12 protein-coding genes and 6 pseudogenes are annotated in these 15,670 nt (G+C 32.8%); 5 read left to right on the top strand and 13 right to left on the bottom strand.

The annotated features are described in order from the left end of the window. A pseudogene (locus tag Wcon_RS05485) lies at window positions 1-558 on the bottom strand (helix-turn-helix domain-containing protein); the annotation flags it as partial. A gap of 72 nt (window positions 559-630) precedes the next feature. Here Wcon_RS05485 and Wcon_RS05490 point away from each other — a divergent pair. Further along, window positions 631-757: pseudogene (locus Wcon_RS05490) on the top strand (transposase); the annotation flags it as partial. Between the two features lie 25 nt (window positions 758-782). Here the strand turns inward: Wcon_RS05490 and Wcon_RS05495 are convergent. The 7 genes and pseudogenes from Wcon_RS05495 to Wcon_RS05520 form a co-directional block, all read right to left on the bottom strand. Further along, window positions 783-1,460: a hypothetical protein gene (locus Wcon_RS05495; protein ID WP_237350061.1), complete on the bottom strand. Its 678-nt coding sequence runs from the start codon at window positions 1,458-1,460 to the stop codon at window positions 783-785. A 72-nt stretch (window positions 1,461-1,532) separates the two neighbouring features. Then, window positions 1,533-1,727: pseudogene (locus Wcon_RS13025) on the bottom strand (ankyrin repeat domain-containing protein); the annotation flags it as partial. Window positions 1,728-1,802: 75 nt separating this feature from the next. Beyond that, window positions 1,803-2,282: an ankyrin repeat domain-containing protein gene (locus Wcon_RS13030; RefSeq protein ID WP_114517526.1), complete on the bottom strand. Its 480-nt coding sequence runs from the start codon at window positions 2,280-2,282 to the stop codon at window positions 1,803-1,805. Further along, the gene (locus Wcon_RS12800; protein ID WP_114517514.1) at window positions 2,279-3,265 is read right to left on the bottom strand and encodes an ankyrin repeat domain-containing protein; all 987 of its coding nucleotides are present in this window, start codon (window positions 3,263-3,265) and stop codon (window positions 2,279-2,281) included. Before Wcon_RS12800 ends, Wcon_RS13030 begins: the two co-directional genes overlap by 4 nt. 294 nt (window positions 3,266-3,559) lie before the next feature. After that, window positions 3,560-5,863, bottom strand: a complete 2,304-nt coding sequence (locus Wcon_RS05510; protein ID WP_114517515.1) for an ankyrin repeat domain-containing protein — start codon at window positions 5,861-5,863, stop codon at window positions 3,560-3,562. A 78-nt stretch (window positions 5,864-5,941) separates the two neighbouring features. Continuing rightward, complete coding sequence (locus Wcon_RS05515; RefSeq protein ID WP_114517516.1) at window positions 5,942-6,673, bottom strand: DEAD/DEAH box helicase family protein; 732 nt, start codon at window positions 6,671-6,673, stop codon at window positions 5,942-5,944. Between the two features lie 796 nt (window positions 6,674-7,469). After that, complete coding sequence (locus tag Wcon_RS05520) at window positions 7,470-8,345, bottom strand: zinc ABC transporter substrate-binding protein (RefSeq protein WP_114517517.1); 876 nt, start codon at window positions 8,343-8,345, stop codon at window positions 7,470-7,472. On the opposite strand from Wcon_RS05520, the gene Wcon_RS05525 reads away from it, so the two are divergent. Both Wcon_RS05525 and ubiB read left to right on the top strand, forming a co-directional pair. Beyond that, window positions 8,337-9,068: a metal ABC transporter ATP-binding protein gene (locus tag Wcon_RS05525; protein ID WP_114517518.1), complete on the top strand. Its 732-nt coding sequence runs from the start codon at window positions 8,337-8,339 to the stop codon at window positions 9,066-9,068. The genes Wcon_RS05520 and Wcon_RS05525 overlap by 9 nt on opposite strands. Next, on the top strand, window positions 9,065-10,486 hold the full coding sequence (gene ubiB / locus Wcon_RS05530; protein WP_114517519.1) for a 2-polyprenylphenol 6-hydroxylase: 1,422 nt from the start codon (window positions 9,065-9,067) through the stop codon (window positions 10,484-10,486). Before Wcon_RS05525 ends, ubiB begins: the two co-directional genes overlap by 4 nt. Before the next feature lie 119 nt (window positions 10,487-10,605). Here the strand turns inward: ubiB and Wcon_RS05535 are convergent, their stop codons facing one another. The 4 genes from Wcon_RS05535 to Wcon_RS12510 all read right to left on the bottom strand — a co-directional run bounded on the left by Wcon_RS05535 (window position 10,606) and on the right by Wcon_RS12510 (window position 14,076). Beyond that, entirely contained in the window at window positions 10,606-12,162 is a 1,557-nt protein-coding gene (locus Wcon_RS05535) for an ankyrin repeat domain-containing protein (RefSeq protein WP_114517520.1), read from the bottom strand. A 91-nt stretch (window positions 12,163-12,253) separates the two neighbouring features. Beyond that, window positions 12,254-13,201 carry a thioredoxin-disulfide reductase gene (gene trxB / locus Wcon_RS05540; protein ID WP_114517521.1) on the bottom strand — a complete coding sequence of 316 codons (948 nt, stop codon included), beginning with the start codon at window positions 13,199-13,201 and terminating at the stop codon, window positions 12,254-12,256. After that, window positions 13,188-13,787 (bottom strand): peroxiredoxin, encoded by a 600-nt coding sequence (locus Wcon_RS05545; protein ID WP_114517522.1) that lies wholly within the window; start codon window positions 13,785-13,787, stop codon window positions 13,188-13,190. The genes trxB and Wcon_RS05545 overlap by 14 nt, the downstream gene beginning before the upstream one ends. Window positions 13,788-13,941: 154 nt before the next feature. After that, window positions 13,942-14,076, bottom strand: a complete 135-nt coding sequence (locus Wcon_RS12510; protein WP_255565507.1) for a hypothetical protein — start codon at window positions 14,074-14,076, stop codon at window positions 13,942-13,944. Window positions 14,077-14,095: 19 nt separating this feature from the next. Between Wcon_RS12510 and Wcon_RS05550 the strand changes: the two are divergent. After that, window positions 14,096-14,415: pseudogene (locus tag Wcon_RS05550) on the top strand (GPW/gp25 family protein). A gap of 2 nt (window positions 14,416-14,417) precedes the next feature. After that, window positions 14,418-14,627: pseudogene (locus tag Wcon_RS05555) on the top strand (baseplate assembly protein); the annotation flags it as partial. Between the two features lie 2 nt (window positions 14,628-14,629). Here Wcon_RS05555 and Wcon_RS13360 read toward each other — a convergent pair. Then, a pseudogene (locus Wcon_RS13360) lies at window positions 14,630-15,583 on the bottom strand (IS110 family transposase). Window positions 15,584-15,670: the final 87 nt, after the last annotated feature.

Genomic DNA, 15,670 nt, shown 5'->3' on the forward strand with positions numbered 1-15,670 from the left:
AATTGCAGTTTTGTCTGTATAAAGCTTTGCCATAGCAACCCTTGAATAGGTATCAATAAAAGTTTGCTGGTCCTATACCCTTCTACATAATAAGTGTCTTGAGAACCTAAGTAACCAGTGTTTCAATTTCACCATCTTTGTTCTTTCACTTTCTCTAAAGCTGCAAGTTGCTCTTCAGTTAAAATTATGCCATCTTGTGCAACCTTCGCTTCAAGAGCTTTAAGTCTTTTTTTGAACGTTTCAATATCGTTTCTTAGCCATACAACCACCTTCGGAAATCCCTTTTTCTCAGCTCATTTGCAGCTCTTTATTGTCCATATGCTGGAAATTCTGTTGCGATCTGCTCTTTCTATGTCTTCGGAAACTCTGTTTGCCATAAGTGATTTTTTCTTACTTATCTCATGCAGTGCTTCTTCTCCTCCATTTTCATATAATTCCTTGAATCGATAAAACGTATCTCTTGAGTAGCCCATACGCTTGAGATACATTTCCTAATTGTTTTGCTAGCTCTAATAACCCTAACTTTGGTTTTAGTATTTTTGCTTGTATTGTACTCATATCTAACACTCCTTTCTTTTATTATTTTATAACTTACTTTTCTAAAGTGTCAGATCAAGTCTTGTTTAATACATTTTATATCTGCCTCCGCATTCTCCAGATTTTAACAAAATTGAGCATCATTGGTTTGCTATAAAAAACAGAATCAGGAACTCTATTCACATCTTTTCGTCATGCTGTTGATTCTTCCTTCTTATGACCTTTTTGGACTATTATGAGAAGGGCTATAAATAGCTTCTAGGCTTATTGTCAGCAATGTCGTTAGGTTGATATTCACTATTAACTATCTGCTGCTCATCAAACATCTTTTCAATATTGCCTTTTAAAGTACTCAGAAACTTTTCATTTTTCGGACAAGCTTCTTTTGCAGCTGAATATAAAGTGTTTGGTATTTGAGAGTACCTCTCGTTCCTCATGTGGCCTGCTATATCTAAATATACTTTAAAAAAGTCAACATTTTTTACTAATACACCAGATTGTTTAGCTGTTTTTCTTAGTATCTCCTCAAACTCTCCTGTAATATTCAATGTGCTGGCCAGAGCTTCTTCAGGGGTAACGGAACAAAACTTAGGAATAGGATATTTTTTATCTAGAAAACTTTGTAATAAGAAAAATCCTAAACTAACATTGTTACTTATATAAACTTCACTGCTAAATTTGCTAGTACCAGCTGTATTAGAATAATTTTCTGAAGTTTCAGGCAGAGCAGATCTAGAACCTAATAACCTACCTATAGAGCTTTTTATCCAATTTAACAAATTATTCATTAGAGAAAATGTATTTTCTGCTCCACTTGCTAATTCTAAAGGTATGTCATTATAAGTATCAATCCCACCCTTTTTCCATAATCGTAATAAAGAGCCTATCAAATCTGTTTTGCTATTCCCAACAGCATAATGCATTAACGTATAACCATGATCGCTTTTGAGATCTAAAAGAAAATTTACTACCTCCGCGTTGCTTGCTAATTCAAAAGGTATGAGATCATCATTGTTTTCAGCATACGTATCCCCTCTTTTTGAAAGCTCTCTTACTATATTTAAATGACCATATTTTGCAGCAACATGCAGAGGAGTATTGCCTACATTGTTTTTAGCATTGATCTTAGCCCCTCTTTTTAAAAGCTCTCTTACTATATTTAAATAATCACGTTTTGCAGCAACATGCAGAGGAGTATTGCCTACATTGTTTTATCATTGATCTTAGCCCATTTGTTTAAAAGCTCTTTTACTACATCTAACTTATCATACTGCAGCGATATGCAGAGGAGTATCGCCTTTTTGGTTTTCAGCATTAGTCTTAGCCCCTCTTTTTGAAGACTCTCTTACTATATTTAAATGACCATATTTTGCAGCAACATGCAGAGGAGTATTGCCTACATTGTTTTTAGCATAAATCTTAGCCTTTTTGTCTAGAAGCTCTCTTACTATATTTAAATAACCATGTCTTGCAGCAACATGCAGAGGAGTAGAATTATTATTATTCTTAGCATTAATATCAGCAACATACAGAGGAGTATTGCCTTTTTTGTTTTCAGCATCAATATTAGCCCTTCTGCTTAAAAGCTCTTTTACTGCATCTAGCTGACCATACCTTGCAGCAACATGCAGAGGAGTATTGCCTTTTTTGTTTTCAGCATCAATATTAGCCTCTCTGGTTAAAAGCTCTTTTACTACATCTAACTGACCATATCTTGCAGCAACATGCAGAGGAGTACTGCCTATACTGTTTTAGCATCAATATTAGCCTCTCTGGTTAAAAGCTCTTTTACTACATCTAACTGACCATACCTTGCAGCAACATGCAGAGGAGCATTGCCTGCTTTGTTTCCAGTATAAATCTTAGCCTTTTTGTCTAAAAGCTCTTTTACTACATCTAACTGACCATACCTTGCAGCAATATGCAGAGGAGTATTGTTTACATTGTTTCTAGCATCAATATTAGCCCCTCTGGTTAAAAGCCCTTTTACTGCATCTAACCGACCATACCTTGCAGCAACATGCAGAGGAGTATTCCCTTCTTTGTTTATAATATCAATATCAAACCTTAATTCATTTAATAAAAGTTTTATCAATTTTGGGTCATTACCAAAAGCAGCATGATGCAGTAACGTACTACCAGAATTGTCTTGGTAATTAAAAAAAAACATCTCCAAGTCACTTCCTCTTTTTACTAATCCTAAAGGTGTGAAACCACCTTTATTTCTAGTATAAATCTTAGCCCCTTTATCTAAAAGCTTTCTTACTATATCCAAAAAATCAGACATTTCATCAGTAAACAAATTACTAGTCGTTACAGCAACATGCAGAGGAGTATTCCCTTCTTTGTTTTTAACATTAACATCAGCCCTTTTCTCCAATAAAAGGTCTATCAATTTTTGGTTTCTATTATCAATAGCATAATGCAGTAACGCTTTGCCATAATTGTCTTTGCGATTTAAAAGAAAATTTACTACTTCCAACTTACCTTCGTTATTTGCTAATTCAAAAGGTGTGAAATTATCTTTATTTTCAGTATAAATCACAGCCCCTCTTTTTAAAAGCTTTTTTACTACATTTAAATGACCATTCATAGCAGCGACATGCAGAGCAGTATTGTTTCTCTTGTCTCTAGCATAAATATTAGCTCCATTTCCAAGAAGTTCTTTAACTTTACTAAGATCACCTATACTTGAAGCATTAATTAATTTATTATTACCGAAAGTCATTTGTACTCCTAAATGAGGATCAACCTTTTGGGATACTTAATGAAGACAAAACATAATATTTGCAATATTTTTTTATATATGAAAAATCAATAACTTAATAAGATGATTAAAGATAATGCTTTGTTTTGAAAGCCTGCCAATCTCTAATCTCAATTTTTTTTAAAGTAACTCTATAGTTTTATTAACTTAATACTACTGTGAATTATCTCTATTGTTCTGGCACACAGACTTTTTCTTTGATGGCATTTTTCTCATATTTTATTATACTTTGGTACTAGATCCTCTCTCATCAAATTAGAAGCTTTGAGCTAAAGTAGAATGATTAAAGACAGAAACATTACAAAGATCTCTCTTAGACTGAGAGTTTTCTTTAGCATGTTTTAGTTTTTTAAATATTTCAGTGTCTGTACCTATATTCTTCTCCGCATAATCATGTAAGAGCTGCAATACCTTTCCACCAGCTTTAATAGCAATTTTAATAGTCGTATTTTCGTCATTACCATCTGGAGAGTAGTTTAAGCTTGGTTTGAAACCGTACTCAGTTTTTGATTCTAGTAGCTCTTTTATCTCTTTAAGCAATTTATCTAGCTTATTTTCATCTATTTCTGCTGCTTGTTTTATCAGATAAAACAACTCGTCATCTTGAAATCTTTTTGCAACAAGTTTTCTTTTATCTTCTTTTTTTTTGCACAAACAAGCAGCATAAGGTTTTACATAACCAACATTAATATCTGGATCAGCAAGCAGAAGGTCAACTATCTCGGAATGGCCTCTGTTTAGTGCGTTCAACAAAGGAGTACATTCCAAAACCCTAGCATTAACCTCAGCTCTATACTCCAGAAGTAATTTAACTATCTCAGTGAGACCAAAGTATGCTGCAAGATGTAAACAAGTAACACCTTCCTTATTCTTAGCATTGACATCCGCACCATTATCTAGGAGAAGTCTAACTATATTTTTGTAATCACATTGCGTCGCAAAATGTAAAAAAGTCTTATCTCTCTCAATCTCATAATTAACATTAACTCCTTGCTTAATTAACCGTTTAGCCTTTTGCAAATTACCATTTTTTAAAACTAAAGATAATTCCTTTGTATTTTTCTCTAATCTTTTTGATTCCTTTTTGTCATTTAGATCCTGTTTATACTCTTCATTCTGAGGGTTTGTACTCTTATTAGTACTATCCTTCTCATTTAAAGAAAGCTGTGGCTTCACCTCTTGAACTTTATTACATTTCTTAGCTTTCCTCTTTTTGTTTTGATTATGTTTACCCTTTTTATTCTGAGATTTGCTAATATCATCTTCTTTTCCTTCATGTTCTGAGCTTTGTGAGGAAGACTTAGAACTCTCTAACACTGAATTTGTATGCTTGCTCTTATCTGAGTTCTGATCCTGTTTATGACATCCTTTAGCTTTCAACGAATTCATAACCTCTTTAGCATATTCTTTTTCCCCTTTACGTAACAATTTTTCTGCTATATCTTTAGCTTGCTCTATGTTTCCTTTCTCTATTAACTCCAGTGCCGTATCTCTCCATTTTTCAGAACTGGATTCTTCTTTCTTAATATTCACATTACCTTCTTCCCCTGGTTCTACTATTTTCAATAAATTACTTTTATCATCTACAATATAGATATTACTAACAGCACGAGTAACTCCAACATACAGAGCGTTCATATAAAATTTATATTTCTCCAAGGACTTATCTTCCTTATCCTTATTTCTTGAAGTATTAACATCCTTTTTGTTATATGAATCACGAATCCTATTAATAGTATTATCTATTTCACCCTCACTTTTATCCGGACATACTATATTCCATATTTCATTATAAGCTTTATACGATGTAAACTTGTAAAGAACCACATTTTCAAACTCCAAGCCTTTGGCTTCATGTATATTAAACACAAGTGGAGTATCAAATAACTGACGTGCACTTTCTTTACTTTCATCATCCAGAGCTAAAACAGCACAATTTATAGATTCATTTACTTTTTTTGCTATTTCTTCTTTTTTATCATCAGTAACAAAGCCAACGTTCCCTTTGTTCTTAGTATCACTCTTCATGAAAAAAGCGTTATCTACTATCATTTTATCTTCTGAAGCAAAACAATAATTTTTAAGATGTAGTATACGATTGGCAAGTTCAATAACTTGCTCGCTATTACGATAATTTTTCTCAAGGGTATAAAAAACTTCTGACCCTTGGTCCCTTATACATTTATTTTGATAGAGAAAAGATTTTAACTTAGATAAAGAGAAAAAACTAGGATGTATTACTTGATCAACATCACCACATAATAAAAAATTACCCTTTCTTTCATCTTTTAAACTTTTCAAGATTAAACTCAGTGTACTTTCAGTTAAATCTTGAACTTCATCTACAACAACCGCATCATACATTTCTTCTGCAATGCACTCATGAGCAACAAGATTAGGATCATAATACTTTTGATCTCCTTCTATAAATTTCCTATATTCTTCAAAAAAATCATAAACACTGTTCCTTTTATCTATAGGAAATATAGATTGTCTATTTCCTAATTTAGCATATCTATCTTTTCCATCTTCTCCTAATAAACTTCCTCCACCTATCACAGCTGTAAATTCTTCGAATATTTTATCTCCGTCTTTTTTATACCCTTTAAATTTATCTTTCTTGCATATTTCCTTGAACTATGAAAAAAACTTACTTCTATTGATTGGTTTCTTTCCTTCTACTTTTATTATCTTTTTTAAAAATTCATGAAGAGATAAGAAATCAATTTCTTCTGGAGTATGAGTCCTTAGTTCATCAGTAGTCTGATTGTAATTTTCACATTCAAATATTTTTTTTGATTCTTTTATAAGATTTTCGGATTTAGTAATATATAGAATTTTTCCTCCCTCAAACTTCTCTTCCATCCTTTTTAGGCTCTCCAAAGCCACTGATGTCTTTCCACTGCCAGCAGATCCACTAATAACTAAAGGTAATTCAAACTTTTCAACTATATCTTCCTGCTTTGCACTAAAAGTAATAAAATTACCTAACCAACGAATTTGTGGAGCATCTTCAATCTCTACTGTATCAGGAACTTTTTCATCTATTATTTTTATGTTTCTTATTTTTTCTCTATTTGTTAAAAATTTAGACTTATGATAATCATGATTCAGAATTACTTCTAAAATAACAAAAGCATCTTTGTCATTATGTTTTCTCCTCGTAAATAGTAATCTGTCACTATCACTTAATTTAGCTCGAAAATATTCAATATTCCCATCACCTTTTATTAACTTTATATTTCCTTGGCTTGTACTGTTGTTTTCCTCTAAATCTTTAATTATTTCATTGAACTTTTTCCTTAAAGGAGTTTTACCATTGTCTAAATCACAGTCATTAAACTCTTCACAATAAAATACAATATTCATAACTTTTCTTAATTATTTAATTATATTAAGAATATAATAATATTATTAATACGTCAATATTTTTATTACTATATTAACCTTTATTAATACGTAATTCTCATCCCGTAACTAGATAAGCAATGCTGTAGGGTTGTGTAATGAAAGGTGTATGCTTTTAAGTATATATTTGTGGAGTTTGTGAGGAAAATATTATTGAATGTAGACTGACAAAAATGAGCCAACCGTGGAAAAATTGTAAGTTGAAAATGTGATATAAAAGAGATAAGAGGGAAAGATAACCCTACTCACTATAGGAATAGGGCTATTACGGGCGTGTGCGACCGAAGGAAAATTGGTATTACAACCGTATCCATCAAGGTATACTAGCCCTTTTATATTAATTCTAATATTTTACTTTTCGGTTTGACACAGTTTATTTTACATCCCGAGAAATTAGAAGATTGTGCAAATACTCTCCATGATTGCACAAATTTATTGTCTCTATAATGTAGAAAACAGTAAAATATACGCAAACCAAGATTTAGTGTATTTTTAATCACAATAGATGTTTTTATATGCTAAGTGTAAGGCTATATCTTTAAGGAGTGTAGCTAATTGTTTACTAACCTTCATTTTAATTGGAATTTTTCAGTTAAATGTTTGTTTATAATGAGTCCTGTTAAGCTTTTTTCTCGCTAATTATTTCAATCCTTAAGCAGAGCTACTTTTATATTTATCAATTTGGCTGGACATCAGTGTCAAGCACCGGGATAGAAAGCACAGGTTTCAATATTTGCCATAAGATACAAGGAACTTTTTATTCAATAAAACAAGACTTAAAATTTTGTGCAATGCTATCGATTATAGCTAGGTATGCATCTTTTCCAGGTTCCATATCTGATCCAACAGGGTCAAGAACTACCATTTTTACGTCATTAGAAAAGGTATTAGGTTTTATGCCATCCTCTCGTGAATGAGAAAAAATGCATTTAACATTTTCCTCTTTCATTACTTTTTTTAGTTTCATTAAACTCTTCATACCTATGTAAGAATCCTCTTCTATAGAAAGAATGGCACTTGGGTAACTTAAACCAAAATATTTTTCAAAATATTGATAAGCATCATGAGTAACTATGTATTTTTGATTTTTGAACTCATTTAATTCTTTCATGATTTCTTTTACCTTTTGGTCTATTTTTCTTATAGCCTTCATTGCATTGGTATTGTATTGATAGGCATTTTCTTTATCTATATTAGACAACGTCGCACTGATAGAAAGTATCATACTTTTTGCATTTTCAGGACTCAGCCAAATATGTAAATCTTTTTCATCTTGAGTGTGACTAGAAAATGAATGTGGCCGAGCAGGAAGTAGATCGATTGCACTTGATAGCGGTATTAACTTTTTATTTTCTTTAGCGAAAGTTTTAATGAATGTTTCCAAGGAATCATCGATATAAAATATAATATTGCTAAATTCTAATTTACTTGCATCTGAAGGCCTGAGCATGTAGTTATGTTCAGACACTACTTCGTACATTAGTAATTCTGGCTTTGAAATCCCATCTGTAACAGAAGCTACAAGTGAGTGTATAGGTTTGATTGTAGCTACAATTTTTAAATTGGATGAAAAGGCACTATTGTAGTATAGTGTAAATGAAAGTAAGAAAAAGAAAATCAGTAAATGTTTCATATAGATGTTGAGAAGAAGTCAATTTTTGCCAAAAAGTTAAGTAATGTCAATAACTGCATTCTAAAAATAGAAAACCTTACTCTTGCATATGGTAATAAAAAAGTTCTTGATAATATCAATATATCAGTAGAAAGAGGGGATATAGTTACAATACTTGGTCCAAATGGTGGAGGTAAAACCTCTTTAGTGAAAGCAGTTGCTGGTATAAATAAAGGTTTTATTGGCAGTATTGTATTCGCTGACAATGTAAAAATTAGCTATATGCCACAAAATTTTAGTATTGGTAATTTGATGCCAATAACAGTCGAGCCTTTCCTTTTCAATAGCTCCTCGAAGAGATTCAAGAAAAATCAATCCATTGTTACAGAAGTGATAGAATTGGTTGGCATCGGTAACATTTTGAAGAACCAAGTATTAGAAATTTCTGCAGGACAAACACAACTACTACTACTTGCACGTTGTTTAATTTCAGAATCTGATTTGATCATTTTGGACGAACCAGTTAGTGCAATGGATATTAACGCACGGGCTAAATTTTATGATATTATAAATAAAATAGCAAAGGAAAGGTTAGTATCGATTCTTATGACTTCTCATGACCTTAACTCTGTTATACCATGCTCAGATTACATAATTTGCATAAATAACACTATCTATTACCAAGGTAAATCTAACGAAATTATGGAACTAAATGAAATATTTAGCAGTTACGCAGCGAAATGATTCAAAATATTTTACGTCTTCTGCACATAACTACAGTGCTGACACGTTATAATGTGTTACCTTATTTACTTCCACCATCAAAAAAATCAATAAATAAAATACAAGGTCATAAACTAAAACGTGCTCTTGAAAGATTAGGTCCGGTGTTCATTAAGTTTGGGCAATCCATTTCATCACGTACTGATGTTTTAAATGAGGATATAACAAATAACTTGTTATTGATATGTGATAGATTGCCATCGTTTTCACATAAAATAGCAGTTAAAACTATAGAAAGTGAGTTTAATTGTAAATTAAGTGACATTTTTTCAAATTTTTCTGAAAAGCCAATTGCAGCAGCATCAATTTCTCAGGTGCATAGAGCAGTTACAACTGAGGGTAAGGAAGTTGCTGTGAAGGTTTTAAGGCCAAATATTGAGAAAACATTCTCAAGGGATATAAAGATGCTTTCTTGGCTTGCGGACATTGCAGAAAAATTTAGTGAACAATCAAAAAGGCTGAGGCCAATTGAATTAGTCAAAACTTTTGCTGAAATTTGCCGATTAGAGTTAGATCTACGTTTTGAAGCTGCTCACTCTTCGGAACTGAAGGAAAATACTAAACATGACAGAGGTTTCTATGTACCTGAAGTAGATTGGAGTAGAACTTCAAAAAAGGTTTTAACATTAGAATGGATGGAAGCTACACCAATATACGAAGTTGAAAAGCTGAATAATCGTAAGCAAATAGCTATCAATCTTATAGAATCGTTTTGTAATCAGGTATATAGGGATTGTTTTTTTCATGCTGATATGCATCCTGGAAATCTAATGGTTGATAGTAATAACAATATTATTGCCCTGGATTGTGGAATCATGGGTAGAATAGATCGTGAGACATGCTATTACGTTATAGAGATACTCAAAGGCTTTTTAAATCGGAATTACGATCACGTTGCAAAAATGCACTTTAGAGCTGGTTATGTTCCATCACAGCATAGAAATTTTGTCACAGCTTGCAGAGCAATAGGTGAACCCATTATTGGACAGCCTATACAGAAGATTTCATTTGCTAGCTTACTTACTCAGCTATTAAAAATAACTGGTGATTTTGATATGAAAGTTCAGACACAATTGTTATTGCTACAGAAAACTATGATTTTACTGGAAGGGACATGTAGAAAGGTCTATCCAGAAATCAATATGTGGAAAGTAGTTGAAATGTGGATAAGCAGTCAACATGAAAGTAAAATAGGGTATAGGGAAAAAATTAAAAGCTCTTATCCCATCAAAACAATCCAAGGAATATTTAGCCTTATAGAAAAATTAAACCTAATAGCTGACAAAAAATTACAAGTTAAAAATAGATCAAGTGGAAAAGTCTACTTTTTACTTTGGTCTGTAATTATAATGCTAATCGTTAAATTTCTAATTTCTTAAACTAAAAGATAATACAAGCAAGTTTACAACAACTATTCAAGTCTTGAAACCACTCAGGTTTACTCATCTAAATTATCAAGATACTTTCAGTATGTATAAAAACTTTCAGCAGAGTTTCCTTAACTTCGTCTTAAATCATTGACAGCATTACCAAACTGAGTGCTTGTCACATCACTCAGTACTGTATTTGCTTTATATGAACAGTAGCATCCAATTGTAAGGAAGACAAATGCAGCTACAGCAAGTGGGATACATATTGCTAAACTAAATATTGTTAAACATGTGCCAATAGCAAATGCTTCAGATAGCACAAAAGAGGCAGAAGCATAGTTACTTTGCCTTCTATTATAAATGTTTGCTTCTGAAAGTTTTCTGTTTTTGTTCTTTAAGTCTTGATTTTGAGTTTGAAGTTCTAATCTCTCCTGCCTTAAATCCCTTTCTAACTGTGAAATTTTGTCAGTGTCTCTTGTTCTTTCATCTACGGTCCTATTCAACTCTTGCTCTTTTTCTCTAAGTCGAATTTTTGTTCTTTCAAGCTCGCCTTTCAGATCTTCAAGTTGAGCAATTAACGCATCGTCTATTTCCAGGGCAACGTTATGTGAATTTGCTGTTAGATAATTTTTAATAGATCCGATTGGATTATTAACATTCCTCAACGCAGCAGTGACAATTGCATGATTTATGAAACAGTTATCTTCTACTAATTTTTTTACATCACCCAAATCTTTTCTATTAATAGCATTAGTTAATCGCTCTTTCATAGCTTGCTCAATTATTTGCTTTACCCGTGGATTTCGCTCTATAGCTTGTGCTGGCTTTATTTGACTAAAATCTAGCTCCTTATGTTTTAAAAGTTTAGTCAATACTTCTTCATTTTCTTGTGTTATTCCTTGTAAACATGATTTGATAATCAGGCTAAGTGGTGTTTCTATTTCTCCATTCAAGCTTTTCCAGCAATTAGGGTTGAGTTCTTGATTTAATAGTCTTTTTGCTTCATGGACATTTCCACTAATAAGCGGCGTTTCTATTTCTTCATTCAAATTACTTTCCCAGCAATTAGGGTTGAGATCTTGTTTTGCTTCATAGAAATTTTCACTAGAAAGAGCATTCAATAAATTTTTCCCTTCTTGTGCTTTCTGTATTTCTATTGTAAGATATGAAAAGTTCTTTTTTTGTACTTCCCCAATCTTTTCAATATACTCTTTAGGAGCATGAAAGAAACACTCTTTATGATAATCACAAACATATTCTGTAAGTAAGTTTCGGTATTCAGGTTTAATAAGTAAATGTCTATTTTTAACATTTATATCTAAGTTAGTAGACCTAAGTAAAATCTCTACAAAACTTCTATTTTCCATAAGAAAAGCTAGATGTAGAGCTGTATTGAGTTGTTTAGTTTCTTGAATATTAACATTTAAATTCTGGTTATGTAAAAGCAAAGTCATCATTTTTAAGTGTATAGGACTATCATCACCATTCATGATAATAGTCATTAATGGTGTATATTCCTTATCAAACGCATTAACATCCGCACCTTCTTCCAGAGCTTGTTTAAAATCTTCTAGAATTTCATCATCAATTGCCTTAAATAACTTTTTTGTTGATGCACTGAACTGTCCTAATGCTGTACCATCAACAAATCTTCTTCTAAAAGCTACATTGTTTTCAAAAGGCATACTAAATTCTCCTCATCTTATAATTTATTAACATAATTATAAAAAAAACAAAGAAAATTGCAAGCAATTTAATTAAAAATTTTAGAACTAATTATGACTCTAGAAACTTTTCCGCATCAAGTGCAGCCATGCACCCTGTTCCTGCGGCAACTACTGCTTGGCGATATACCTTATCTTGAACATCACCAGCGGCGAACACTCCTGCCCTACTGGTTAGAGTTGTCCCAGGTTTCGTAATTATATAACCTTGCTGATCCATTTCAACAAAGCCCTTAAAAATACCTGTATTTGGTGCATGCCCAATTGCAATGAACACACCATCCACTTTCAACTCCTGGACTTCATTGGTTTCCGTCGATTTAATTGTAATGCCAGTAACTTTTTTAGGATTTTCTTCCCCAAGAATTTGCTCCACGGTATGGTTCCACATTATTTTTATCTTATCATTTTTAAAGAGTCTATCTTGCATTACTTTTTCCGCTCTTAATGAATTACGCCTGTGTATTAATATTACTTCTTTGGCAAATCGAGTTAAAAATATTGCCTCTTCAACGGCAGTATTTCCACCACCAATCACAACTACAACTTTATTCTTAAAAAATGCGCCATCACAAGTTGCACATGCTGAAACTCCATAACCTTGAAATCTCTTTTCACTCTCCAGATCAAGCCACTTTGCTTGCGCACCAGCTGCGATTATAATTGCATCTGAATAGTAGTCATTACTATTACCAAAGGACTTGAATCCATATTCACCAGAACCTTCAAGTTGTTCTACACTTTTTATCTCATCGTTTATTATTCTTGCTCCCGCCTTCTCTGCATGCAATCTCTTTTGTTCCATGAGTTCTGGACCTTGTATAGAAACAAAACCAGGATAGTTTTCAACATCAGTAGTAATTGTAAGTTGGCCACCAGGTTGCATTCCTGTTGTTACAATTGGCTCTAAATTTGCACGTGCTGCATATATAGCAGCAGCATAACCCGCTGCTCCAGATCCAATAATAAGAACTTTTGTACTAAATCTATAATTCTGCACTGTGTGAGTTTAGATAATCAGCCACTCCTTCATCGCTTGCCTGCATTGCAGGCTTGCCTTTTTTCCATCCTGCTGGACATACTTCACCATGCTCTTCATTATGTTTTATTGCATCAATAATTCTAATAAACTCATCGATATTACGCCCCAAAGGTAAATCATTTACCGATTGATGACGCACAACAAACTTATCATCAATAATGAAAGTTGCCCTTAGTGCAATTGAGTCATCATACAATACTCCATAGTCTCTTGATATATTCTTCTTGACATCAGATATTAAGGGGTAGCTAATCTCTCCAATACCACCATCATTAATTGGAGTCTCTCTCCACTTAAAATGTGAGAATTTTGAATCTACACTTACCCCTATAACTTCAACACCACGTTTTGAAAAATCTTCTATTTTGTTACTAAATGATATCAACTCAGTTGGACAGACAAAAGTAAAATCAAGCGGATAGAAAAAAAGGACAGCATACTTATCCTTTATATGTTTACCTAAACAGAAGTCATCAACTATTTTTCCGTTAGCGAGAACAGCCGGAGCAGTAAAATCGATAGCGGATTTTGTTACAAGATTCATAACTAACCTATTCATTCTTAATATTTATAATTTTATACCTTGATACATTTACATGCAAGTTTTCTTTAGCTCTAATCCTATAAAAACTTCCTATGGCTGTGAAAATGTTATGATAAGAGCTAGTTTCCACGAGTAGGGAAATACCAAAATATTACTATCTTCCATCTTTTTTCTTTTCAATTTGTGCAACCATTTCTTTTACATTTATATTCATGGAAGGTAAATTTTTGCTGGCAAGATGGTTGATTGAAAGACCCACTGCGAAACGGTATGCAACTAATTTTAGCATGAGTTAGGCGAACAGCAGGATCAATAAAAACCCATGTCTGAGGTTTACCAGACCAGCAATTATTCATGTTGTATTTCTTCTGACCACACCGATAGGATCACGAATTATGATGAGGAATTACGGGTCTAGGCTATTTGAATTAGTGGATAAACCAATCAATAGAGATTTAACTTTGGAAATTTACGCAGCAACTGCAGAAGCACTGGGGAAATTTGAGAGGAGATTTAAGTTAAAAAAGTAAAAATAACAGATGTGAAAGAAGAAAAAGCAACGCTCGAGCTTGAAGGAATCTACTTACCGAGTAATGAGAATATCGCGATTAAAGAAGTTATTATATAAACATGCAAGTACCTAATATTATTGAGCAGTTAAACTTTGAGGAGATTTTTTCCAGGATGAAAGAAGAGTTAGTAAATCGAGACACAAGTTTTACAGGATTGGTGGAAAGTGATCCAGCAATGAAGGTATTAGAAGTAGCAGCCTGGCGAGAACTTTTGCTCAGACAAAGGATAAACGAAGCGGTAAGAAAGATACTGTCTCTCATGTCAACTGATTATTTCACTAAATCACCATTAAATGGTTGATTATTTTTTAAAATACCAAAAACCACATGCATTAATTTTCTCATTAATGCGACAATTATTACCATTGGACATTTTCCTTTACTTGCTAAACGTTGGCAAAACTTTTGAAAGTGAGAATTATGATTCTTGACTACTATAGCTGGCATATAAAGAGTTTTGCGAATACGTTCCGACCCTATTTTACATATTCTACTTTTTTTACTGACAGATGAACCTGATTGGTAATATTCAGGATTTAGACCGGCAAAGGCTGTAAATTGTCTAGCATTATCAAAATTATCAACAGATGGCATTTCTGCAACGATAGCAACAGCAGTAAGATGTCCTATACCTTTTACAGTCTTGATGTTTTCTATCATATTTTTTAGGTGTGAATGGTTATTAACATGCTCACAAATCTCTTTTTCTATAGCAGAAATTTCTGTTTCTATTGTAGCAACTACTTCAAGTATGGCTTGCTTACAACGGGAATTCATATTTCAAGCGATTCATCTGTTGTAACTTGTCGTCTTTAAATGCTTGCAAACAACGATAGAGATCTCTTAAACGCTTGACTTCAGTAGGAGCAGGTTTCCAAAGATTAGGTTTATTAGCAATACAAAACCTAGCAATCATGGCAGCATCTGACTTATCTGTTTTGTTTCTGAGTAGCTCACTTTTGCCAAAAGCCTTGATTTGAGCAGGGTTTACCACACTTACATTATGTCCAAGGTCATACATAAAAATAACTATATCTTCACTGTAACAACCAGTCGCTTCTAGGCACAGATGAATAAGGACTGCTCCGTGATTATTACACCAAGCTTTTCAAAACCTTCCTTGTTATTGTGAAAAACTTTATGTCGTTCTTTGTTGTCTATCAATAAACAAGCATCAAGTTTCTTTTTAGAAATGTCTACACCTAAAATAGCATTGACTTGCATAAAATTTCCTCTAGGACTATAACGAATTGAGAGTTTAGACCAACCTTGTAATACGGGATATAATTCCAAAGATACTGTTCAGTCTTT

The organism is Wolbachia endosymbiont of Cylisticus convexus, assembly GCF_003344345.1.